The organism is Gordonia sp. KTR9, from assembly GCF_000143885.2.
Taxonomy (GTDB): domain Bacteria; phylum Actinomycetota; class Actinomycetes; order Mycobacteriales; family Mycobacteriaceae; genus Gordonia.
Genome location: NC_018581.1, coordinates 451,805 through 473,401 on the forward strand (window position 1 = coordinate 451,805; position 21,597 = coordinate 473,401).

The following is a 21,597-nucleotide window of genomic DNA, read 5'->3' on the forward strand; positions in this document are numbered from 1 at the left end:
ACCAGGTCAGGGCATCCTCAGACTCCCCGGTAAGGTTGTCCCGGCAAGTTGACGTCTATCGACCGGCACTCTGGCCGGCGGGAGGTAACTCGACGTGGCCCTCGTGGTGCAGAAGTACGGCGGATCCTCGGTCGCAACGGCCGAACGCATCCGTCGCGTCGCCGAGCGCATCGTCGAGACCAAGAAGCAGGGCAACGACGTCGTCGTGGTCGTGTCGGCGATGGGCGACACCACCGACGAACTGCTCGACCTCGCCCAGCAGGTCAATCCGGCGCCACCGGCCCGCGAGATGGACATGCTGCTGACCTCCGGTGAGCGCATCTCGAACTCACTGGTGGCCATGGCGATCAGCTCGATGGGCGCGCAGGCGCAGTCGTTCACCGGTTCCCAGGCCGGCGTGATCACGACGAGCAGCCATGGCAAGGCCAAGATCATCGACGTCACGCCCGGACGTGTCCGCAGCGCCCTCGACGAGGGCAAGATCGTGCTGGTCGCCGGCTTCCAGGGCGTCTCGCAGGACACCAAGGACGTCACGACGCTGGGCCGTGGTGGCTCCGACACCACCGCGGTCGCGCTCGCGGCGGCGCTCGAGGCCGACGTCTGCGAGATCTACACCGACGTCGACGGCGTCTACTCGGCGGACCCGCGCATCGTGCCCGACGCCCGGCGCCTCGACACCGTCAGTTTCGAGGAGATGCTCGAACTGGCCGCCTGTGGTGCCAAGGTGCTGATGCTGCGCTGCGTCGAATACGCCCGCCGCTACAACGTTCCCGTTCACGTGCGCTCGTCGTACTCGACCAAACCCGGCACCGTGGTGACCGGATCGATGGAGGACATCCCCGTGGAAGAAGCCATTCTCACCGGCGTCGCACATGACCGCAGCGAGGCCAAGATCACCGTCGTCGGACTCGACGACAAGCCCGGTTACGCGGCGCGGGTGTTCCGCGCCGTCGCCGACGCCGAGATCAACATCGACATGGTGCTCCAGAACGTCTCGAAGGTCGACACCGGCAAGACCGACATCACCTTCACCCTCCCGCGTGAGCTCGGACCGCTCGGGGTGGAGAAGCTCACCAAGCTCCAGGAGGAGATCGGCTTCACCGACCTGCTCTACGACGATCACATCGGCAAGGTGTCGCTCGTCGGCGCGGGTATGAAGTCGCACCCCGGCGTCACGGCCACGTTCTGTGAGGCCCTGAGCGAGGCCGGCGTCAACATCGAGCTGATCTCCACCTCGGAGATCCGCATCTCGGTGCTGTGCCGCGACACCGAACTCGACGACGCGGTGCGCGCGCTGCACGCCGCCTTCGATCTCGGCGGCGAAGAAGAAGCCGTCGTCTACGCCGGAACGGGGCGATGAGGATGGGTGTACGTATCGGAGTCGTGGGTGCGACCGGTCAGGTCGGCGCCGTCATGCGAACCCTGTTGGCGGAGCGCAACTTCCCCGCCGACGAGGTGCGGTTCTTCGCATCGTCGCGCTCGGCGGGCAAGAAGCTGCCCTGGGGCGACGGCGAGATCGTCGTCGAGGACGCCTCGACGGCGGACCCGTCCGGGCTCGACATCGCCCTCTTCTCGGCGGGCGCCACGATGTCGCGCGAGCAGGCACCCCGGTTCGCCGAGGCGGGCGTGACCGTCATCGACAACTCCTCGGCGTGGCGTAAGGACCCCGATGTGCCACTGGTGGTCTCGGAGGTCAACGGCGAGCTGGCGAAGAACCCGCCGAAGGGCATCATCGCCAACCCGAACTGCACCACCATGGCCGCCATGCCGGTGCTCAAGCCGCTGCACGACGAGGCCGGCCTGCAGCGCCTCATCGTCTCCAGCTACCAGGCCGTCTCGGGCAGCGGGCTCGCCGGCGTGGAGGAACTCGCCGGCCAGGTGCGGGCGGTCGCCGACGATGCCGAGAAGCTCGTCCACGACGGTTCGGCAGTGGACTTCCCCGCCCCGAACAAGTACGTCGCCCCGATCGCGTTCAACGTCATCGCGCTCGCCGGGTCGCTCGTCGACGACGGGTCGGGCGAGACCGACGAGGATCAGAAGCTGCGCAACGAGTCGCGCAAGATCCTCGGTCTCCCCGAGTTGCTCGTCAGCGGAACCTGCGTGCGCGTGCCGGTCTTCACGGGTCACTCCCTGTCGATCAACGCCGAGTTCGCGAACCCGCTGTCGGTGGCCCGGGCACAGGAGATCCTCTCTGCGGCAGCCGGTGTGGAGCTCACCGACGTGCCGACGCCGCTCGCCGCAGCGGGCCGGGATGCCTCGCTGGTCGGCCGGATCCGGCAGGACCCGGGTGTTCCCGAGGGGCGCGGCCTCGCGCTGTTCGTCTCGGGGGACAACCTCCGAAAGGGTGCCGCCCTCAACACGATCCAGATCGCCGAACTGCTCGTCTAGAGAAGCTCAGCCGGGTGGCGGACCGTTCTCCTCGGAGACGGCCGCCGCCGCCTCGGTGATGATCGCTCGCATCGACGCCTCCGCGACCTCCGGGTCGCGGAGGCGTATTGCTCTGGCCACGTCGTCGTGCAGCGCGATGGCGGCCGGGTTGGGGGTCGCCGGCATCATCCCGTGATGGGTGCGTCCGGCCAGGATCTCGTTCACCACACCTGTGAGTGAGCGGAACATCTCGTTGCCGCTCGCCTCGAGCAGCGTTCGGTGGAAGACCTTGTCGGCCAACAGGTACGACTCCAGGTCGCCGTCGCGTCCGTGTACCGACATGTCCGACACCGCCGCCGCGAGAATGCGGCAATGATGTTCGTCGGCCCGTTCGGCCGCCAGTGCCGCCGCCACCGGTTCGAAGCCTCGCCGCAACTCCGACAGGGTCGCCAGGAACTCGGCGCGGTCGGCGCCGTCGAGGCGCCACCGGATCAGCCGGGGGTCGAACACGCTCCAGCGGACCCGCGGCTGGATGGTGATGCCGACGCGCCGTCTGGACTCGACGAGCCCCATCGACTCGAGAACTCGGATCACCTCGCGTGACACCGTCCGGGAGACGCCGTGTTCGGCGCTGATGGACTCGAGGGTCAGTACGCTCCCGGCCGGCTGTGCTCCCGAGACGATGCGTCTACCGATGGCGGCGAGGATCCCATCGTGCCGCTCGCCCGCGTTCCGTGTGCCCTGACTCACTGTTTCATCTTCTCATTCGTCGAGGTCTTGCTGAATCTGCGTACTTAATGACGACCGGGCTTGCAAAAGTATGATCATTGAGGCAGCCTACGTGATCAGCAGCACAGTGTCGTGAGGAGTGAACATGCGATCGCCCGTAGTCGTCATGGGGGTGTCGGGGTCCGGGAAGTCGACGGTCGGAGCCGCGCTGGCACAGCGCCTGCGAGTGCCGTTCGCCGACGCCGACGACTTCCACCCCGCAGCGAACATCGCCAAGATGTCGGCGGGACAGCCGCTCGACGACGACGATCGTCGACCCTGGCTCGAATCGATCGGCGAGTGGCTTGCCGAGCACGGCGACGGCGGGGTCATGAGCTGTTCCGCCCTCAAACGGAACTACCGTGACCGTCTCCGCGAGCACGCGCCGACGACACTGTTCGCGCATCTGGCCGGCTCGGTCGACGTCATCGCTCGACGCCAGGCATCGCGGCCGGGGCACTTCATGCCCCCGGCGCTCCTCGCGTCGCAGTTCGAGACCCTGGAACAGCTGACCGGAGACGAACGAGGCCTGACCGTCGACGTGGACCAGAGCGTGGACGCCATCGTCGACGAGCTGGTCGCGTCCCTCCCGGACGATCCCAACTCGAACGACCCGCACCCTGACGGCGAGGAGAACTGACGATGTTGCCGACCACCACGATCCTGGCCGCCGGCGCGGATCTACCCGAACCCGTTGCCCCCGGCTGGCAACTCATCGTCGCGGCGCTGGCCGGTATCGCCGTCATCGTCGTCGCGATCACGATCGCGAAGGTCCACCCCTTCCTCGCGCTGGTTGGCGGCGGCGCGACCGTCGGCATCGTCGCGGGTGAGTCCATCCCGACCGTCCTCGAGTCGTTCACCGCCGGATTCGGCACCACCGCAGCAGGTGTCGGCATCCTGATCGCACTCGGCGCCATGTTCGCCAAACTCCTCGCGGATTCGGGCGGTGCCGACGAGATCGTCGACACGATCGTCGGTCATGCGTCACCCCGGATGCTGCCGTGGGCGATGGCCCTCGTCGGCGCCATCATCGGGCTGCCGATGTTCTTCGAGATCGGTCTCGTGCTGTTGATGCCGGTGATCTACCTGGTGGCCCGGCGCTCGGGTCTCGGTCTGATCCCGATCGGCATACCCGCGCTGGCCGGTCTCTCGGCGATGCACGGCTTCGTCCCGCCGCACCCGGGCCCGCTCGTGGCGATCGACGCCCTCGGTGCGGACCTGGGCACGACACTCGGACTCGGTGTGCTGGTGGCCATTCCGACCATCATCGTCTCCGGGCCCCTGTTCGGGGTGCTCGCGGGCCGGTGGGTGACGGTCGAGGCACCAACGACCTTCGACGTCGATCCGGCCGACGGTCCGACGACGAAGCGCCCCTCGTTCGCGATCACCATGTTCAGCGTCCTGCTGCCCGTCGTGTTGATGCTGGGCAAAGCATTGGCCGAGATCTTCATCGCCGACGAGGATCAGCCCGTGCGCAAGGTCCTCGACATCCTCGGCACGCCGCTCATCGCGCTTCTGATCGCCGTCATCGTCGCGATGTTCACTCTCGGACGGGGTTCCGGCATGGACCGCGAGACGATCTCGAAGTGCACGGGCGCGGCCCTGCCCGCCATCGCGGGAATCCTGCTCATCGTCTCCGCGGGCGGCGGCTTCAAAGAGGTTCTCGTCGACACGGGGATCGGCACACTGCTGGCGGACTGGGCGACCGGCGCGAACGTCTCGGTGCTCCTGCTCGCATGGACCCTCGCGGCACTGATCCGCCTGGCAACCGGGTCGGCGACCGTTGCGACCATCACCGCGTCGTCGTTGATCCTGGGGCTGGTCGATGGGATGGGTTCGGGAGAGCTCTCACTGGTCGTACTGGCGATCGGCGCCGGTTCGGTGTTCCTGTCCCACGTCAACGACGCCGGTTTCTGGCTGGTGAAGGAGTACTTCGGGATGACCGTCGGACAGACCTTCAAGACCTGGTCGATGATGGAGACGGTCCTCTCGGTGTCCGGACTGATCGTGGTGCTCGCCCTCGGCCTGGTCATCTGAGCGTGCGCGGCAGCGCCTGAAATCCGACCCTGACAACCGCCCTCAGGACCCAGGCCGTCGACATATCGTCGTCGAGCAGGTTGTGGAGGGTGGATTTCAGGGGCGGATTTCTGCGCGGGCTCGGACCGACCGGCACCCCGCTGACCGACTCAGCGGTATCCCGCGGCCGTCGACGGCGCGGACGAACTCGTGGTCTCCGGGTCGGCTTGTCCCACATCGGGATCGCGGTCCGGTGGGGCTGAGGTCGAGGGCGTGGAGGGAGCCGAGGACGTTGCGGCCGACGGGCTCGACGGGGGTGTCGGGTCGTCGATCGGTGGGCCGGAGATGTCGGCCGTTGACGGCTCAGTGGCCGGCGGCGACCCCCCGGCGACGCCAGTCACCTGACTCAAGTTACTGTGCGGTAGGTTACAGTTCCATGAACGGGAGGTCGGGGAGAATCGTGACTCATCGCAGCACTTCGAGACGGATCGTCGGTATCGCCGGGGCGCTGGTGGCGGCCTGCGCGGCCTCATTGATCCCGGCAGCGGTCGGTGCCGCGGCGGCGGGGAACTTCTACACCCCGCCGGCCCGGTTCGCGGCCGAGCCGGGTTCGGTCATCCGCAGCCAGCCGAGTCCGCTGCTGCTCCAGATCCCCGGAATGACCGGCCAATGGCCGGGGACGGCCCGCACGGTGATGTACACCTCGCGTCTCCAGGACGGGACACCCACCCCGGTCACCGGCACCGTCGTCGAGCCGACGGCGCCGTGGCGCGGCAAGGGTCCGCGACCGACGCTGGTCGTCGGGTCGGGGACGATCGGTCAGGGCGACCAGTGCGCTCCGTCGAAGCTGATGGGTCTGCCGCTGGGGGTCGACCTCACGAAGCCGAGCATCGGGGTGAACTACACCGCGCCGGAGATGTACTACATGCTCGTCCACGGTGTCCGTGTCTTCATCACCGACTATGTCGGCATGGGTACGCCCGGCGTGCACACCTACGTCAATCGGGCCGAATCCGGACAGGCGATGCTCGACGGTGCGCGGGCCGCGCTCGACATCTCGGGTGCGCCCGCCGATGCGCCGGTCGGCTTCGCTGGGTACTCGCAGGGTGGGGGAGCCGCGGCGTCGGCCGCAGAACTCGCCGAGACGTATGCGCCCGAACTGAACGTCCGGGCCACCTACGCCGGCGCGCCCCCCGCCGACCTCGAGAAGGTCATCCCGGCCATCGACGGCACCACGATCGCCGGGGCGATCGGTTTCGCCATCAACGGATTGACCGAGCGATACCCGGACGTCGCCGACGTGGTGCGACGCGAGACCAACCCGACCGGCAAGGCCGCTCTGAAGCAGATCTCGACCAGCTGCATCGGCGACATCATCCCGGCGTTCGGTTTCCGCCGCGTCGAGACGTGGACCCGTACCGGGGAGACGCTGTCGGCCCTCATCGCACGGTCCCCGGGTCTGCAGGATGTGGTCCGGGACCAGCGGATCGGGCGCCTCAAGCCGAATGCGCCCGTCTTCGTCGAAGGCGGACTGCACGACGACGTGATCCCGTACGGCCAGGTCGCGCAACTCGCCGCGGACTGGCGGGCACAGGGTGCCGACGTCACCTTCGTCACCGATCCCACCCCGCCCATCCTGACGAAGTCGATCGTCAACCATGTCGTGCCCATGCTCGGCACGTTCGTTCCCGGCATGGAATTCGTCCTGACCGAGTTCCGGAAATAGGCCGGACGGTGCCGCACGGTCGTCGACGCTGGAGGCCCGCCGGGGCGAGTGGCAGGATCGGGGCATGACGGATCCGCAGGACCCGACCGGTGGTGCGTCCGGCGACCCAGCCGGCCGTGACCCAGCCGGGCCTGACCCCGACCGTGTCCCGACCCAGGCCGAGCTGGACGCCGAGGACCTGGCCGCCCTCGAACGATCCTCGCGCGATCGGGACCTGGCTGCGCTCTACCCGGCACGGCCGGGTGATCCGGGACCGCCGCCGGACGCGCTCGCGGTGCATGCGCGTCTCGCGTGGTGGGGCGCTGCCGTGATCGGGCTCGTGCTGACGATCTACGGCTTCTTCAACCTGGGGACCATCACCGACGATCTGCGTGGCCGGCTGCTCGAGGGTGTGGTCGCAGATCCGGCGAACTCCGCTCCGGAGAGCGAGGTCGACACACTCGCCGGATTCTTCCCGCCGTTCATGCTGGCGATGATCGTCGTCGTGCTGGCCATCGAGTACGCATGTCTGGTGGCCGCCGCGACCCAGCACAGCCGCCATCTCCGCAACTTCTTCCTGGCAGCCGTCGTCGTGCATCTGCTGTGCATCCCCGTAGGCGTCGACCTTCTGTTCCGGTACCCGGACGTGTCGTCGAGCATGGTCGTCCTCAGCTACGTCCAGTTCGGCCTCCTGGTCGTCGCTGCCCTCTGCACCCTCCGGCGCCCGGTCAACCAGTGGTTGCCGGAGTCGACCCGGATGAAACCCACACGGGTGATGCGCGGACGCTAGTGGTGTGCCGACGTCGCACGCCGGTGTCGTGATCATCACCCCGCGGGCGACGGTGTCGCCGGAATGTTCCGCGGACGGGGTGGGTTGGAACAGGCGATCAGGGGCTACACCGGTTCGGCGGTCACCGTTCACGTGTGATCGCACCGCAGCCCTTGCCGCACAACGGCAGTCGGATCACGACTGCACACAGCTATGACAAGAAGGGAGTTCTTGATCATGACCACCACCACCCCGATCACGAGCACACTCACCGACGAGCAGCAGTCCGTCGCCGGAAAGGCGCTGCAGGACACTCTCGTCGACCTCATCGACCTGTCGCTCATCGCGAAGCAGGCGCACTGGAACGTGGTCGGCAAGCAGTTCCGCTCCGTGCATCTCGACCTCGATGAACTGGTCACCGTGTCCAGGGAGTTCACCGACGCGGCCGCCGAACGGGCCACCGCGATCGGCGTGAGCCCCGACGGTCGCGCCGAGACCGTCGCGAAGACCGCCCACACCAAGGGATTCGGTGAGGGATGGACCAAGGACAGCGACGTCGTCGAGGCGATCGTCGCCAATCTGAAGGCAGTGGTCGCGGGTCTCCGCGAACGAATCGGGGTCACCGAGCAGGCCGATCCGGTCACCCAGGATCTGCTGATCTCGTTCGCCTCGAAACTCGAACAGCTGCACTGGATGTGGCAGGCGCAGATCGCCTAGCGAGAACGCCTGACCCTCTCACAGCAACGAACCCCCGCCGAGCTCCGGCCCGGCGGGGGTTCGTTGTGTCTCGGATGGCTCGGTCAGTCGACGGACCGCGCGGAGACCCCGGCGTCGGGGTCCGGCACCTCCGACGCCGGACCGTCCGGGTCCGGTTCGGTGTCCTCGGTGGCGTAGGAGTCGCTGAAGGACACCCTCGGGGTGGTCGCCGAGTGGTACAGCGCGATTCCCGTGTACACCAGGGTCGCCACGGCGAACATCCCGGTGGCCACGATGGCCGCGACATGCACGACGGTCGCGAAGGCGCCGTCGAGTGGACCAACCGCCAACGCCCCGGCTCCGGCGAGCACCGCGCCGAGCAGCGCCCACGCGGCACTGCGAATCCACGGTGCGACCACCGAGGCGTAGAAGAGCCGTTGGTAGATGGTCAGTGAGAACTCGTCGACCGCGGCCAGCCGTACCTCGTCGTCGCCCGCGAGGTCGCGCAGTTCCCGGGCCAGCTGGGTCTGGCGTTGCAGGGTCGTCGATTCCCGTTCCCGGTATCGCACGAACCCGACGACGCCGAACGCCGTAGCCAAGAGTCCCAACCCGACCATCACACCCCGGTAGTCCACGGCGTTCACGCTACAACTAGAACCTGTTGCAGTCGTGAAGCGGGTCACAGGGTGCCCTCGTCGTGGCCGGTCACGGCCTTGCCCCCGCCGACGGTCGGGCCCGGGGTGCGGGCGCTGCTAGGTTGGGCGACCGTCTGTGCCGGAACGGAGCCGACCGGGAAGAGCCCGGCGCCGTCGGCGCGAGAGGTTCGATGACGAACGGGAGGGATGTGCGGGTGAGGGCTCGGATGATCTGGACGTCGATCCTGTGCGCGGTCGTGGGCCTCGTCGTGAGTGCCTCGGCAACGGGTGTCGGTGCCCATGGGATCGGGCCCTCGGGGAGCGGCGCGTACACGAGCCCGGCTCCGGGTGTCGACGTGCTGTCCGGTCATGCACCGGAGGCGGTCCTGCTCAGTCGCGAGCTGTATGCCCGCTCAGACGAAGCGATCCTGCTGGGTCGCGATGCCCTCGACGATGCCGTCATCCGGACCGCTGCGGCGCGCGTCGCGCAGGACAGGCACGTGCCGGTGCTGGCCGTGACGTCGCAGACGGCGTCGAGCGTCGGTGACGAGCTCCGACGGCTCGGGGTGAACACCCAGGTCCGTCTCGGCCGGGTCGAGGGCGTGTCGGACTCGCGCTCCGCCGCGGATCTCGACGACCTACGCGGAAACGCACCGAGGTCGGGGGCCGCCCCGCTGGTGATGCTGACCCGCGACGCCCCAGCCGACGCGATCATGACGGCACGGTCGGCGGCCCGGGTCGTCGAGGTGCCCGTACCGGATCCGCGGGCGACCGCCGAATCGGTGGCCACGATCGAGGCGGCGGCGACCGAACGGACCGCCGTGCGGGCGGTCGGACCCGGGTTCGGCTCGGCCGACGAGTTCGCCCGGCGCGTCGAACAAGCCCGCGGCACACCGCAACTGCCCGGCGGCGGGCAGATCGTCTTCCCGGGCAGGCGGATGGTCGCGCTGTACGGATCGCCGGGCGCGCCCGCGCTCGGTCCGCTCGGACGACAGGGCATCGCGGCGTCGATCGACCGGGTGCGCCGCCTCGCCGCCGACTACCAGCGGGTGAGTGCCGAACCGGTGATCCCGGCATTCGAGATCATCGCCTCCGTCGCATCGGCCGAGCCGGGCCCGGGGTCGACGTACACGAACATGATCGATCCGGAGACCCTCCGGCCGTGGGTCGAGGCCGCCGGCCGCGCCGGGGTCTACGTCACCCTCGATCTGCAGCCCGGGCGGATGGATTTCCTGACGCAGGCGCGTCGCTACGCCGACCTGCTGGCGCAACCCCACGTCGGGCTGGCGCTGGACCCCGAGTGGCGACTCGAACCCGATCAGGTCCACCTCACGCAGATCGGTTCGGTCGGCGCCGAGGAGGTCAACCGGACCTCGGAATGGCTCGCCGGACTCGTCCGAAGCCGGCACCTGCCGCAGAAATTGTTCGTCCTGCACCAGTTCGACGCCGGGATGCTCGACAACCGGCCGGCGATCGTCACCGGTCGCGAGGAACTGCAGGTGGTCCTGCACGCCGACGGACACGGCACACCGGACGTGAAGATGGAAACGTGGCGCAGATTGGTCACCGATCTCCCGGCGGGGATGTGGATGGGCTGGAAGAATTTCTACACGGAGGACAAGCCGACGTTCTCGCCCGCGACCACGCTGGCGGTGCGCCCGTCACCGTGGTTCGTGTCGTACCAGTGACTCTGTGACGTCACCGGGCGGCCCGGATCCGACGGACGTCGTTCGCGGCAGTTCTCCCGCGGGCCCCGGTCGGGACCCGGAGAACTGCAACTCCGCCGGTGGCGGGGCCGCACCGATATGAAGGAGCACCCCGTGGCGACACCCCTGTCCACGCTGCCCGCCGCTGCCGAACTCGCCGCGTGCCCCACGCCGACCGAGCGGGCCGACCCGTTGAAAATCCTCGCGGCACAGGCGCAGAACCGTGTCGCCGACCTCATCCCGGTGCGGCACGCGCGGATGTCGGCCACCCCGTTCACCTTCTATCGCGGTGCGGCAGCGGTGATGTCCGACGATCTGTCGCGAACCCCGAACACCGGGATCATCACGCAACTGTGCGGCGACGCGCACCTCAGCAACCTTGGTCTGTTCTTCAGCCCGGAACGTCGGATGGTGTTCGATCTCAACGACTTCGACGAGACCCATGTCGGTCCGTTCGAGTGGGACGTCAAACGTCTCGCGGCGAGCTTCACGATCGCCGGACGCAACAACGGTTTCGACGACGCGACCAACCGCAAGGTCGCCAAGACCGTCGCCAAGGCGTATCGGCGGGCCATCGCTCGCAGCGCCACCCAGACGACGCTCGAGAACTGGTACGCCGGGATCGACGCCGACGCCTTTCTGACGGACTTCGGACCGAAGCTGGACACGTCGATGAGCGAGCGCACGCAGAAGGCGCTCAAGAAGGCCCGGCATCGTGACAGTGCTCAGGCCCTCGCGAAGCTCTGCGTGGTCGATGCCGACGGGTCCGCGCACATCCGCAGCGAACCGCCGCTGCTGGTGCCGCTGCACGAACGGTTTCCGGCCGAGACCGCCGACATCGTCGCCGAGAGGGTCCGGGAGCGGATCGAGGCCTACCGCGACACCGTGCCGCTGCACGTGCAGGCCCTCCTCGACCAGTTCGAGATCGTCGACATCGCGTTCAAGGTGGTGGGCGTCGGCAGCGTCGGCACGCGGGCGTGGATCATCCTGCTCACCGGCAAGGAGATGGGTGACCCGCTGTTCCTCCAGGTCAAGGAGGCGCAGCGGTCGGTTCTCGCCGACCATGTGCCCGCGTCGGGGTTCGACAATCAGGGGCAGCGGGTGGTCGAGGGTCAGCGGCTGCTCCAGGCGACCAGCGACCTGTTCCTCGGCTGGTCGACAGGGACCGACGAGAACGGCGAGCGACGCGACTTCTACGTGCGCCAGCTTCGTGACGGCAAGGGCTCGGTCGTCGTCGAGGCCCTGAGCCCGGACGGGATGAAGCTGTACGCGCAGTTGTGCGGACTGGTCCTGGGTCAGGCACATGCGCGCACCGCGAGTCGCTCGCAGATCGCCCACTACCTGGAGACGACGAGAGGTTTCAGCGACGCCATCGCGGAGTTCTCGATCGGCTACGCGGATCTCAACGACTCCGATCATTCGAGGATGATGGAAGCCATCGGCCGGGGTGAGCTCGAGGTGTACGACCTGGCGGCAGAGGGAAAGAGCTGAGGCCGGCCGCAACCGCCGGATTCGACGACAGAGGGGAGATCGCCGGTGGAATCGACTGCGCGAGAGACCGAGACAGCACTGCGGGAGCGGGTGGCCGAGCTGATGCCGCAGGCGAGATCGGATCTCGCGGAGATGGTCGGGTTCCGTTCGGTACACGATCCCGACCAGTTCCCGGTCGAGGAGTGCGACGGGATGGTCGACTGGCTGCTGGAAGCGTTCCATGCCGTCGGTGTCGAGGACGTCACCGCACACGTGACCAGCGACGGCAGCAAGGCGATCACCGGGTCCATTCCCGGCCCGGAGGGTGCGCCGACCGTCCTGCTCTACTTTCACCACGACGTGCAGCCGCCCCTCGGCGATGACGAATGGGACTCTCCCGTTTGGGAATTGACCGACCGTGACGGGCGCTGGTACGGCCGCGGAGCGGCGGACTGCAAGGGCAACATCGTCGTACACCTCACCGCGCTGCGGGCACTCGCCGGCCGCGCCGGGGTGACCGTGAAGATCATCGGCGAGGGGTCGGAGGAGCAGGGGACCGGTGGCCTCGAGGACTTTGCGGTCCGGAACCCGGAACTGCTTCGCGCCGACGCGATCCTGATCGCGGACTCCGGCAACTTCGCCGTCGGGAAGCCGAGCTTGACGACCACGCTGCGGGGCATCGCGAACATCGTGGTGTCGGTGGAGACCCTCGAGTCGGCCATGCACTCCGGGATGTTCGGCGGTGCCGCCCCGGATGCACTCGCGGCCCTCATCTCGATGCTCGCCACCCTGCGTGACGAGCACGGCAACACCACCGTCAGCGGACTCGACGCCGACGCCCGATGGCCCGGTGTGTCCTATCCGCCCGACCGGTTCCGCAGCGATGCAACGGTTCTCGACGGAGTCGGACTGGTCGGTTCGGGATCGGTCTCGGACATGGTGTGGGCCCGCCCGGCCGCCACGGTGCTCGGCATCGATTGCCCGCCGGTGGTCGGCTCATCGGCGGCGGTGCAGCCGCGGGCGCGGGCGCGGATCAACCTCCGGGTGCCGCCGGGGATGGACCCCGTGCATGCGCAGGACGCGCTCATCGAGCACCTTCGCGGCGTCACGCCCTGGAACGCGCGAGTGTCCTTCGAGCGTGAGGCCGTGGGGTCGCCCTTCGTCGGTTCCACCGACGGCCCCGCGTACGACACCTTGACCGACGCGCTGTCGACCGCCTACGGCAGTGAGGTCCTCATCCAGGGACAGGGCGGGTCGATCCCGTTGTGCAACGTCCTCCAGTCGCTGTTCCCCGAGGCCGAGATCATGCTGTTCGGTGTCGAGGAACCGCGGTGTCTGATCCACGCGCCCAACGAGAGCGTCGATCCGTCGGAGATCGAACGGATCGCGCTGGCCGAGGCCATCTTCCTACGCGACTTCGGCGCCCGCGGGGCGGCGGCCCGCAGGTAACACTCAGCGCACGACTCAGAGGCCGCTGAATCGCTGCGCCAGAGCAGCTTTCAGTTCCGGCCGGCTGGCGGCGACCAGGACGAACGCGGCTTCGCGAAACAGGCGTTCGGGGTCGGACCCGCGCACGAGTGCGCGACCCCCGGTGGCTGCCACGAGCGCGGCGGCCGCGTCCAGTGCGAGGCCGGCGGCGTCGGCCCGGGCTGCCAGCAGCGCGGTGGCATCCGCCATCCCCGCGTCGAGTGCGGTCCGGACGATGTCGGCACGCTCACGGAGGGCCCGCGCCTCCCGGCTGTGGCCGCCGACATCGAGCAGCGCGGTGCAGCGGCGCACGAGGCCGAACGGGAGCGTGCCGTTGAGCCGGACGCCGACGTTCTGGGTCGCGGAGAACTCCTCGAGACCCAGGCGGGTGACGACGCGATCGGAGGGGACGGTCAGGCCGTCGACGCGCAGCGACACCGTCTGGGTCGCGGCGGCCGCGGACAGGTCGACGGGCGTGGCCCGGACCGCACCGGCCGACGCGCCGTCGAGGAGGTCGGGCATGCGCAGGATCGCGGACACGACGTCGTCGGTGGCGGCGTCGCGCGCCGAGATCTGCAGGAGGTCGACCACGCCCCAGCCGCTGACGAACGGTGCGTGGCCGGTGAGGATCCAGCCGCCGTCGGTGGCGGTTGCGGTCATTCGCGGCGGCGTGGGCACGACCCCGGCATAGGCGACTCCCGCGCGCAGCCGCCCGGTCACTGTCGCATCGAGCAGTTCCGCGCGCAGGTCGGTGTTCGGGGTCCGGGACAGCGAGAGCACGACGCCGTGATGCTGAATCCAGGTGAAGGCGGTGGCGAGGCAACCGCTGGTCAGCACCTCCAGGATCTCGGTGACCTCGCCGAACTCGAGTCCCGGCCCGCCGGCCTCGACCGGTGCGGCGATGCCGTACAGACCGGCGTCGGCCAGTACCTGCCAGTGGGACTCGGGCACCGAGCCGGTGCGGTCGGTCTCACCGGCCACCGGGAACAAGACCTGGTCGGCGACCCTGATCGCGGCCGTGCGGAGCTCGGTCCGTCGAGCGGCTGCGGCGTCGTCGGTGGTCACGGATCACACCCTACGACGAGTGTTCCGGCCGGGCCCTGATGTTGGACGCCCGACCAGGTCTCTCGTCGTCGCGTGGCACGGAAATCGTCGTCGCGCAGCACGATCCCGGGACCAGAATCCTTGAAAGTGGGACCAAAGGCCCAAGACCGGGAGGGTGCGCGTCGATAAACTCGGTATCGGGTGGGAGCAGGCTCTCGTGTGGAAGGAACCCAGTGACCGCAATCCTCAATGGTCGGGACATGCAGTCGATACGTGTTGTGCCGGAATCGAATTCGGGTGCTCAACGGTCGGACATGCGGACGAGTGAGCGGTACTTGCGTGCCGCGGTCACCGACCTCATCGAGCGCAATTTCCGTGATCCCGACTTCAGTGTCGAGATCGTCGCCCGGCACCTGCACGTGAGTCGCCGTCACCTCTACCGGGTACTCGCCGGCGGCACCACCTCGCTCGCCGAGATGATCGCCGATCGCCGCCTGGAATGGGCGCAGGGGTTGCTCCTGGGTCCGGGCAACCTGAAACTCGAGGCCATCGCGCACGCATCGGGATTCGCCTCGACGGCCACGATGCGCAATCGCTTCCGGTCGAAGTTCGGGTGCACCCCCGACGAATTCCGCCGCATGGCACCGGTCTCGGGACCGGACGCCGAGGCGAGCTGAAACGACTCCGGCGCAAGCATTTTCATGCCCGCGCCGGAACCTGGTCATCGTCTGACGGTGGCCGTCACACCGTGCACAAGGGCGAATAGTCGCTGCGCCCGCCGGTGGTCGGGGACACGAGGAAGGTGCACGGGTTGTACCCGACCTTCTCGATCTCCGTGGTCAGGCGACGCAATTCCGAGTTGGGCACCACCTTGTCGCGCGAGAGCAGGAATCCCGATCCGCGGCTGGGGTCACCGACGATCGCGTACTGGTAGGGCCCGGTGGGGTCGGCACCGTCTTCGAGGTAGGCGACGATGTAGTTGGGTGCGCTGCCGGGGTTGATGCTCCCCGGGGTCTGCGGGAAACGAACGCTCAGTTGGGCATTCGTCTGGGGGTCGACGACGGTCGCACGTCCGACGACGCCGCCTCGCATGCCGGTCGGGCCGGTGCACTTGTTGTCGACACCGATGGTCTTGGCGTCGATGTAGGTGTAGGTGGCGCTGGTGTCCCGGGCGCAGGTGACGCCGAAGAACGACGGCACGGTTGCCAGTTGCCACCACGTGCCGAGGTAGCGGTCCACCTCGACCTTCGCCACCGGGGCCAGCGGCGCGGCCTGGGCCGACCCCGCCCCAGCTGCGAAGCCGACGCTGAGGAGTACGCCGGCGACAAGGGCTGCAAGGGACCGGGTGATGCGCATGGTGTTCCTTTCGTGCGATACGTCGTTCGCGCCGCTCCCTCGGTGGAGCAGCGTCATCAGACGATTCGGACCCGATGCGCGTCGTGGATTGGTCGGTCCCCCGCAGGCCTCGTCTCAGCGATCTCCGGTCACCGGCTCAGAGCCGGTCGGTCACAGGTTGTACTCGTTGGTGGGGTTCCACGTGGAGATGGCCCAGATCACGATCAGATCCAGGACGATGATCAGGATCGCCCACGCCGGGTAGTAGGGCAGCCACAGGAACTGCGCGATGATCGACAACGACGCGATGATGATCGCGGAGATGCGCGCCCAGTCGGCGCCCACGGCGAGACCACCGGCGACGAGAATGCCGACGATGCCCAGGATCAGGTGAATCCAGCCCCACGTGGTGAGGTCGAACTCGAAGATGTAGTTGGGACTGGCCACGAACAGATCGTCGTTCGCGATCGCGGAGATGCCCTGGAAGATCGAGACCAGACCGGCTACGAACAGCAGCGCGGCGGCCACGATCGCGATCCCGAAAGCGAAGCCTTGTTTGGCAGACGAGCTGGCCTGCTGGTCAGGGGAAGCGCTCATGGTTTGGCGTGTCCTTTCAGTGGTGGTACGCCGACTCCTGGTCCCGACCGACGGCGCGGCGGCTCTGGTACGGATGGACCACAACAAGAATGGGGTGTGCGACACACTTCCGCACAGTGTTTGAGCCACACCGGGCACATCTTTGACCAGGCGATTTAGTACTCGCCCGAAGTGGGGTATAAGCTATCGCAGGCTACACACGGGGTGTGGCGCAGCTTGGTAGCGCGCTTCGTTCGGGACGAAGAGGTCGTGGGTTCGAATCCCGCCACCCCGACGCTTTGGTTGAGAAGCAGTAGAGGCCCTGGCCTGGAGAAATCCGGTCAGGGCCTCCTCGTTTCTGCAGGTCAGTCGAGGTCCTCGTCCGACGAGACCCGACCGCCGATGTGGGCCAGGATGATCGGGTCGTCGGTGAGGATGCGGTCCACCTCCTCGCCGCCGTCGCATCGCAGCAGACCCAGCGTGACCCCGTCCGGTCCGTGGTGGACCACCCGCCACGACGCCCCGGAGTCCTCCCAGCGCAGCAGGTCGTCGAGTGTCATCCGAGAGGTGCGCTCTCGGAGCTGCTCAGCTGCCGCGCGAGATCGAGCAGATCCGTCGCGTGGAAGTCGTTGTCCGGCGAGCCGGAATCGTCTTTCTCGTCCCCGCCCCACTCGTCCGGTCGCTCGATGAACGCCGTCCGCAGCCCGAAGGACCGCGCGGCGTCGAGATCGCTCTGGTGGGTCGCCACCATCATCACCTCGGCGGGCTCGGCCTCGAGCAGATCGGCCAGCCCGCAATAGGTCTCGCGCGCCGGTTTGTAGTGCCGCCAGAGGTCGGAGCCGCCGATGACGTCCCAGGGGAATCCGTTGTGGCGGGCCATGTCGGTGAGCAGCGCGACGGTGCCGTTGCTCAGCGCGCAGATGATGTGGTCGCGTTTCAGGTGCCGGAGGCCGTCGGCGGCGTCGGGCCAGCCGGGGATCGTCCGCCAGGCGCGGACGAGAGAGCGTGCCTGCGCGTCGTCGAGCGGGATCCCGTACAGCGCGGCGACGTCGTGCAGCGTCTCGGTCTGCAGATCGTCGAGGCGCCGCCACGGTAGTTCGCCGGCCTCGACCCGGGCCAGGATCGGCGAATACCGGCGTCGCCACTCCTTGGCGAACGCTGCGGAGTCGACACCCGGGACGATCGCCCGGACGGCACCGGAGATGCCGGTGAACCAGTCGGTGACCGTCCCGAACGTGTCGAAAGCGAGGACCTTCACACGGGGATGAAGGTCAGCGCTCACATGGTCTCCCGGGCCAGCTGCGGAAGCGACTGGTCGGCGTCGTAGTCGGCGTCACCGTGCGACACCGGGGTGAGGGTGAGCAGGCTGGCCTCCGGGCGGCAACAGAAACGCGCGGGGGCATACGGCGACGTGCCCAGGCCTGCACTCACGTGCAGCTTCATCGACGACCCCCAGTTCGACGGGCCCTTGACCCGGGACCGATCGAGCTGACAGTTCGTCACCAGCGCGCCGAAGAACGGCAGACAGAGCTGCCCGCCGTGCGTGTGGCCCGCCATGACCAGGTCGTAGCCGTCGGCGGCGAACCGGTCGAGGACACGCGGTTCGGGTGAATGGGTGAGTCCGAGCCGCAGGTGAGCCAGCGGATTCGGCCGGCCGGCGACCGTCTCGTACCGGTCCCGTTCGATGTGGGGATCGTCGACGCCGGCCGCGACGACCCGCACCCCGCTGACCTCCAGCTCGCGGACCGTGTGTGTCGCGTCGAGCCACCCGCGCTCGGTGAACGCCGCCCGCAGGTCCTGCCACGGCAGGGGTTCGCCCTGGGTGCGCTGATGGTTCTTCTTGAAGTACTTGAGCGGATTCTTGGGTTTGGGACCGAAGTAGTCGTTGGACCCGAACACGAAGAAACCGGGCCGCGACAGCAGCCCGCCGAGCGCCTGGATCACCGACGGCACGGCCTGGGGGTGTGCGAGGTTGTCGCCGGTGTTGACGACGAGGTCGGGTTCGAGCGCATCGAGCTCGGCGATCCATGCCTGCTTGAGACGCTGGCCGGGCATCATGTGCAGGTCGCTGATGTGCAGGACCCGCAGCGGCGTGGCGCCGGGTTCGAGTACCGACAGCGTCGTGTGACGCAGCGCGAATGCGTTGCGCTCGATCACCGTCGAGTAGAACAGCCCGGCCGCGGCGAGTCCCGCCACGCCGGCCAGAGCGCGGGCGGGTACCCCGGAACCGGACGTACCGAGGCGGGGGATGCCGAGGCGTGCGAAGTCGAGTTCGGAGTGCTGCATCACCCCAGAATACGCATCCCGTGCGACGGTTCCGTCCCGGTTTCTCCAGCGGCGCGGACGGTGCGTCGATTCACCGATCGCGGTCAGCCGGGTAGCTGGATCACCACCGGTCCGACGCCGGGCACCACGACCGTGGTCTCGGTGGGACCGCCCTCGTCACCACCGGCGCGGCGGCCGTTGCTGACATAGATGGTCACGGTGCTGCCGGGCATGGCCGAGTCGGAGGGAGCGGTGAAGACCACGGTGCCCTGCGGACGCCCGCTGTCGACCTCGAGTTCGCTGACCTTGAATCCGGCGCCCTGCAGACGGGACGTCGCCTCGCTCGCAGGCAGGCCGCTGACCTGCGGGATGCGACCGCGGTCGCTGCCGTTCCAGTACTCACGGTCGATCGGGGGCAGGTTGACGGGACCGAACTTCGTCGCCACCGGTCTGACGGCCTGGAACCAGGTGCGGGCCGGTTCCATACCGCCGTAGAGGTCGCCGTCGTAGCAGGAGCGCAGCGGGCTGCTGCACACGCCCTGCGGGTTCGGGCCGTCGCTGTAGACGTATGCGGCGCCGGCGATCTGGTTGGTGAAACCGACGAACGCCGAGGAGCGGTGTGCTTCGGTGGTGCCGGTCTTGCCCGCCATCGGCAGCGTCCAGCCCGCGGATCCGGCCGCACCGGCCGCGGTGCCGGCGCCCACGTCGTCCTTGCTCATCGCGTTGGCGAGGGTGTGCGCCAGACCCTCGTCCACGACCTGCTCGCACGGTGGCGGCGTGAACGGGACCGCCGTCAGGGCGCGCTGCCCGTCGGGCCCCATCACCGGGTTGCCGTACTGGTCTCGATTGATCCGGCTGATGGACTTGATCGGGTTGGGCGGGCACCATGTGCCGCCCGACGCGAGGGTGGCTGCGACATTCGCGAGCTCGAGGCCGTTGAGCGGCAGGGGGCCGAGGGTGAAGGAGCCGAAGTTCCCGTCCTTGACGTACTGCGCCATGCTCTTCTCGCCATACCCCGACGAACCGGGGATGGTGTACGAACGCAGGCCTAGGCGGACCGCCATGTCGACCGCCGGCTTGACGCCGACCTGTTGCAGCAGCTTCACGAACGCGGTGTTCGGCGACTGTGCCAGGGCGTTCGTCACCGACATCGACGCCGGATAGCGGCCGTCGTTCTTGACGCAGTAGGCGTTGGCGGGGCACCCGTTGGTTCCGCCGCTGTTGCCCATGCCCTCGACGGCGATGGACCCGGGGACGGGGATGTTGGACCCCGCGCCGAGGCCCTTTTCCATCGCGGCGGCGACGGTGAAGATCTTGAACACCGAGCCGGCGCCGTCACCGACCATGGAGAACGGCTGTGGTTGCATCGTCTCGCCGCGATTGAGGTCGAGGCCGTAGTCGCGGCTCGACGCCATCGACAGCACGTCGTGCGACTTCTTGCCGGGCCGGAGGGTGCTCATCACGTCGGCGACACCGTCGGCGGTCGGGCTCGCCTGAGCCTTCACCGCCCGCACGGTGGAGCGCTGGACCTCGGGGTCGAGCGTGGTCTGGATGATGTAGCCGCCGCGCAGGACCGAGTTGCGGGACATGCCGTTCTCGGCCAGGAACTGCAGCGCGTAGTCACAGAAGAAGCCGTTGTTGTCCGCCGCGATGCATCCCTGCGTCGGGGTCTGCGGGCGCGGGAGCACGCCGAGCGGCTTCTCCTTGGCCGCGACGAGTTCGTCGCGGCGTTCCGGGAAGTTCTCGATCATCGTGTCCAGCACGACGTTCCGGCGGGCGAGGGAGGCCTCCGGGTTGGAGTACGGGTTCAGTGCGGAGCTGGACTGGACCATGCCGGCGAGCAGGGCGGCCTGCTCAACGCGCAGATCTTTGGCGGGGATGCCGAAGTAGGTCTGCGCGGCGGCCTCGATGCCGTAGGCGTTGTTGCCGAAGGGAACGACGTTGAGGTAGCGGGTGACGATCTGCTTCTTCGCCTCCTGCTTGGCGGCGGCGTCGTCGAGTCCCTTGTCGCGCTTGGCCTGATCGATCAGGGTCTGTTCCAGGGTGAGCGCCATGCGCACCTCGCGGAGCTTGCGCGCGGGGGTGGTCTCCACCGCGGCCTGGCGATCGGCCTCGGTCCGGGCGAGCACGAGGAGCTGGTAGTTCTTGATGTACTGCTGGTCGAGCGTCGACGCACCCTGCTGGACCTCGCCCGACGACGAGTTCTTCAGAGCGGCACGGATGGTGCCCTTCCAGTCGACGCCGTCGTGTTCCAGGAACCGCCGGTCCTCGACCGAGATGATCGCCCGGATCATGTCGGGAGAGATGTCGTTGTAGCCCACCTGGTAGCGGTACTGGTCGAACAGCACCGCGATCGGCTTTCCGTCGACGTCGGTCATCGTGGTGACCTCTGGCAACGTGCCGTTGAGTAGTTCAGAGGACACGTTCTCGACTGCGGCCGCCGCTCGGTTGGAGACGACGCCGATTCCGCTGGCCACCGGGTAGAGCAGACCTGCGACGAGAACTCCGGCCAGCAGGCTCGCCCACGCCAGCGACCACAGTTTCTTCGACATCACCCCGACAGGATACGTGCGTTCCCTCTGAACATCGCCCTGCCTCGCCCGCGGCGTCGGTGGAGGGCGGCGGTGGACCGGCCGCCGGGGAGTCGGCGCGACCGGCCGCTCCCGCTCGGGGGAGGGCCGAGTGCGGACCGTCCGAACGGATGAGTTTGCACGGTTGTCCCACTTTGTTGCTTCCAGGGGTTGCGCCCCCCAGCACAGATCCCTAGATTGAGTGCAG

The 21,597-nt window shown here is 68.3% G+C and carries 20 protein-coding genes and 1 tRNA gene; 12 read left to right on the forward strand and 9 right to left on the reverse strand.

Annotation, left to right across the window (positions count from 1 at the left end):
• Positions 1–94 precede the first annotated feature (94 nt).
• A complete protein-coding gene (locus tag KTR9_RS02765; RefSeq protein ID WP_010844103.1) occupies positions 95–1,360 on the forward strand; it encodes an aspartate kinase in 1,266 nt (421 codons plus the stop codon).
• A gap of 2 nt (positions 1,361–1,362) precedes the next feature.
• Positions 1,363–2,388, forward strand: a complete 1,026-nt coding sequence (locus KTR9_RS02770; protein WP_010844104.1) for an aspartate-semialdehyde dehydrogenase — start codon at positions 1,363–1,365, stop codon at positions 2,386–2,388.
• Positions 2,389–2,394: 6 nt separating this feature from the next.
• Here the strand turns inward: KTR9_RS02770 and KTR9_RS02775 are convergent, their stop codons facing one another.
• On the reverse strand, positions 2,395–3,117 hold the full coding sequence (locus KTR9_RS02775; RefSeq protein ID WP_014925118.1) for a FadR/GntR family transcriptional regulator: 723 nt from the start codon (positions 3,115–3,117) through the stop codon (positions 2,395–2,397).
• Positions 3,118–3,241: 124 nt separating this feature from the next.
• Between KTR9_RS02775 and KTR9_RS02780 the strand changes: the two genes are divergently transcribed.
• The 5 genes from KTR9_RS02780 (at position 3,242) to KTR9_RS02800 (ending at position 8,342) form a co-directional block, all read left to right on the forward strand.
• On the forward strand, positions 3,242–3,775 hold the full coding sequence (locus KTR9_RS02780) for a gluconokinase (RefSeq protein WP_014925119.1): 534 nt from the start codon (positions 3,242–3,244) through the stop codon (positions 3,773–3,775).
• Positions 3,776–3,777: 2 nt separating this feature from the next.
• Complete coding sequence (locus KTR9_RS02785) at positions 3,778–5,172, forward strand: GntP family permease (protein WP_010844107.1); 1,395 nt, start codon at positions 3,778–3,780, stop codon at positions 5,170–5,172.
• 415 nt (positions 5,173–5,587) lie between these two features.
• Positions 5,588–6,877: a lipase family protein gene (locus tag KTR9_RS02790; protein WP_193363222.1), complete on the forward strand. Its 1,290-nt coding sequence runs from the start codon at positions 5,588–5,590 to the stop codon at positions 6,875–6,877.
• A gap of 64 nt (positions 6,878–6,941) precedes the next feature.
• Positions 6,942–7,646, forward strand: a complete 705-nt coding sequence (locus KTR9_RS02795) for a hypothetical protein (protein ID WP_014925121.1) — start codon at positions 6,942–6,944, stop codon at positions 7,644–7,646.
• A 216-nt stretch (positions 7,647–7,862) separates the two neighbouring features.
• Positions 7,863–8,342 (forward strand): Dps family protein, encoded by a 480-nt coding sequence (locus KTR9_RS02800; RefSeq protein ID WP_010844112.1) that lies wholly within the window; start codon positions 7,863–7,865, stop codon positions 8,340–8,342.
• 83 nt (positions 8,343–8,425) lie between these two features.
• Here KTR9_RS02800 and KTR9_RS02805 read toward each other — a convergent pair whose 3' ends face one another.
• A complete protein-coding gene (locus KTR9_RS02805) occupies positions 8,426–8,965 on the reverse strand; it encodes a hypothetical protein (protein WP_044505721.1) in 540 nt (179 codons plus the stop codon).
• 218 nt (positions 8,966–9,183) lie between these two features.
• Between KTR9_RS02805 and KTR9_RS02810 the strand changes: the two genes are divergently transcribed.
• From KTR9_RS02810 to KTR9_RS02820, 3 genes are all read left to right on the forward strand, one after another.
• Positions 9,184–10,644, forward strand: coding sequence for a hypothetical protein (locus tag KTR9_RS02810; RefSeq protein WP_193363223.1), 1,461 nt, complete (start codon positions 9,184–9,186; stop codon positions 10,642–10,644).
• Between the two features lie 117 nt (positions 10,645–10,761).
• A complete protein-coding gene (locus tag KTR9_RS02815; protein ID WP_014925124.1) occupies positions 10,762–12,153 on the forward strand; it encodes a DUF2252 domain-containing protein in 1,392 nt (463 codons plus the stop codon).
• Positions 12,154–12,198: 45 nt separating this feature from the next.
• Positions 12,199–13,581, forward strand: coding sequence for a dipeptidase (locus tag KTR9_RS02820; RefSeq protein ID WP_014925125.1), 1,383 nt, complete (start codon positions 12,199–12,201; stop codon positions 13,579–13,581).
• Between the two features lie 15 nt (positions 13,582–13,596).
• Here the strand turns inward: KTR9_RS02820 and KTR9_RS02825 are convergent, their stop codons facing one another.
• Positions 13,597–14,664, reverse strand: a complete 1,068-nt coding sequence (locus KTR9_RS02825) for an acyl-CoA dehydrogenase family protein (RefSeq protein ID WP_014925126.1) — start codon at positions 14,662–14,664, stop codon at positions 13,597–13,599.
• A 212-nt stretch (positions 14,665–14,876) separates the two neighbouring features.
• Between KTR9_RS02825 and KTR9_RS02830 the strand changes: the two genes are divergently transcribed.
• A complete protein-coding gene (locus KTR9_RS02830; protein WP_010844118.1) occupies positions 14,877–15,320 on the forward strand; it encodes a helix-turn-helix transcriptional regulator in 444 nt (147 codons plus the stop codon).
• Between the two features lie 64 nt (positions 15,321–15,384).
• Here the strand turns inward: KTR9_RS02830 and KTR9_RS02835 are convergent, their stop codons facing one another.
• Together KTR9_RS02835 and KTR9_RS02840 are read right to left on the reverse strand one after the other, a co-directional pair.
• Positions 15,385–15,999: a lipocalin family protein gene (locus KTR9_RS02835; protein WP_010844119.1), complete on the reverse strand. Its 615-nt coding sequence runs from the start codon at positions 15,997–15,999 to the stop codon at positions 15,385–15,387.
• Between the two features lie 150 nt (positions 16,000–16,149).
• On the reverse strand, positions 16,150–16,575 hold the full coding sequence (locus KTR9_RS02840; RefSeq protein ID WP_014925127.1) for a DUF7144 family membrane protein: 426 nt from the start codon (positions 16,573–16,575) through the stop codon (positions 16,150–16,152).
• A gap of 200 nt (positions 16,576–16,775) precedes the next feature.
• On the opposite strand from KTR9_RS02840, the gene KTR9_RS02845 reads away from it, so the two are divergent.
• Positions 16,776–16,849: transfer RNA gene (locus KTR9_RS02845), tRNA-Pro, on the forward strand.
• Positions 16,850–16,919: 70 nt separating this feature from the next.
• On the opposite strand, the gene KTR9_RS02850 is transcribed toward KTR9_RS02845, so the two are convergent.
• The 4 genes from KTR9_RS02850 to KTR9_RS02865 all read right to left on the reverse strand — a co-directional run bounded on the left by KTR9_RS02850 (position 16,920) and on the right by KTR9_RS02865 (position 21,371).
• Complete coding sequence (locus KTR9_RS02850; protein WP_010844121.1) at positions 16,920–17,114, reverse strand: hypothetical protein; 195 nt, start codon at positions 17,112–17,114, stop codon at positions 16,920–16,922.
• On the reverse strand, positions 17,111–17,836 hold the full coding sequence (locus KTR9_RS02855; protein WP_014925128.1) for a haloacid dehalogenase type II: 726 nt from the start codon (positions 17,834–17,836) through the stop codon (positions 17,111–17,113). The genes KTR9_RS02850 and KTR9_RS02855 overlap by 4 nt, the downstream gene beginning before the upstream one ends.
• Entirely contained in the window at positions 17,833–18,840 is a 1,008-nt protein-coding gene (locus KTR9_RS02860) for a metallophosphoesterase (RefSeq protein ID WP_014925129.1), read from the reverse strand. The genes KTR9_RS02855 and KTR9_RS02860 overlap by 4 nt, the downstream gene beginning before the upstream one ends.
• An 83-nt stretch (positions 18,841–18,923) precedes the next feature.
• The gene (locus KTR9_RS02865; protein ID WP_035718026.1) at positions 18,924–21,371 is read right to left on the reverse strand and encodes a penicillin-binding protein; all 2,448 of its coding nucleotides are present in this window, start codon (positions 21,369–21,371) and stop codon (positions 18,924–18,926) included.
• Between the last annotated feature and the right edge of the window lie 226 nt (positions 21,372–21,597).